This is a genomic window from Brevibacillus nitrificans (assembly GCF_003710965.1).
GTDB classification, from domain to species: Bacteria; Bacillota; Bacilli; order Brevibacillales; family Brevibacillaceae; genus Brevibacillus; species Brevibacillus centrosporus.
Genome location: NZ_RHHU01000032.1, coordinates 1 through 1,385 on the forward strand (window position 1 = coordinate 1; position 1,385 = coordinate 1,385).

At 52.1% G+C, this 1,385-nt stretch carries 2 rRNA genes; both read left to right on the forward strand.

What is annotated here, in order from left to right:
• Positions 1-114: 114 nt before the first annotated feature.
• Positions 115-231, forward strand: a 5S ribosomal RNA gene (rrf, locus tag EDM59_RS30760).
• Positions 232-327: 96 nt separating this feature from the next.
• A 23S ribosomal RNA gene (locus tag EDM59_RS30765) occupies positions 328-1,385 on the forward strand; the annotation flags it as partial.

The window sequence follows — 1,385 nt, forward strand, 5'->3', positions numbered from 1 at the left end:
GGAGGTCATCGGTTCGATCCCGTTCAGCTCCACCAAATTTCCAAAAATTACAGCTTGAAAGTGGACAACCACTCGTGTTACATTGGTTTTCGTCACTTTTAAGAGAATAACTTGTCTGGTGATGATGGCGGAGGGGACACACCCGTTCCCATACCGAACACGGCCGTTAAGCCCTCCAGCGCCAATGGTACTTGCTCCGCAGGGAGCCGGGAGAGTAGGACGTCGCCAGGCAGGTTACTCTGCAAGAGTAACCAAAACGAAGTTTTTCGTTCCTTGAAAACTGGATACTGCATGTAATTGCTAAGGACTATTAGTACTAACCAATGTGGTTAAGTTACTAAGGGCACACGGTGGATGCCTTGGCGCTAGGAGCCGAAGAAGGACGCAGCGAACTGCGATAAGCCTCGGGGAGCGGTAAGCACGCTTTGATCCGGGGATCTCCGAATGGGGCAACCCACCATTCGTAATGGAATGGTATCCTTCACTGAATACATAGGTGATGAGAAGGCAGACCCGGTGAACTGAAACATCTAAGTAGCCGGAGGAAGAGAAAACAATAGTGATTCCGTCAGTAGTGGCGAGCGAACGCGGAAGAGCCTAAACCGTCGGGTTTACCCGGCGGGGTTGTGGGACGTCTCACTAGGAGTTACAAAAGACTCTTGTAGATGAACAGCTTGGGAAAGCTGACCAGAGAGCGTGACAGTCGCGTAATCTAAACAAGAGTCTCTCCGAGACGGATCCCGAGTAGCGCGGGACACGTGAAATCCCGTGTGAATCTGGCAGGACCATCTGCTAAGGCTAAATACTACCTAGCGACCGATAGTGAACCAGTACCGTGAGGGAAAGGTGAAAAGCACCCCGGGAGGGGAGTGAAATAGTACCTGAAACCGTGTGCTTACAAATAGTCGGAGCCCGTTAAAAGGGTGACGGCGTGCCTTTTGTAGAATGAACCGGCGAGTTACGGTAGCGTGCGAGGTTAAGTTGAAGAGACGGAGCCGCAGCGAAAGCGAGTCTGAATAGGGCGTAAGTACGCTGCCGTAGACCCGAAACCGTGTGATCTAGCCATGTCCAGGGTGAAGGTAGGGTAACACCTACTGGAGGCCCGAACCCACGCACGTTGAAAAGTGCGGGGATGAGGTGTGGCTAGCGGTGAAATTCCAATCGAACTCGGAGATAGCTGGTTCTCCCCGAAATAGCTTTAGGGCTAGCCTCGGAATTTAGAGTCTTGGAGGTAGAGCACTGATTGGGCTAGGGGCCCTCATCGGGTTACCGAACTCAGTCAAACTCCGAATGCCAATGACTTATGTCCGGGAGTCAGACGGTGAGTGCTAAGATCCATCGTCAAAAGGGAAACAGCCCAGACCATCAGCTAAGGTCCCCAAGTA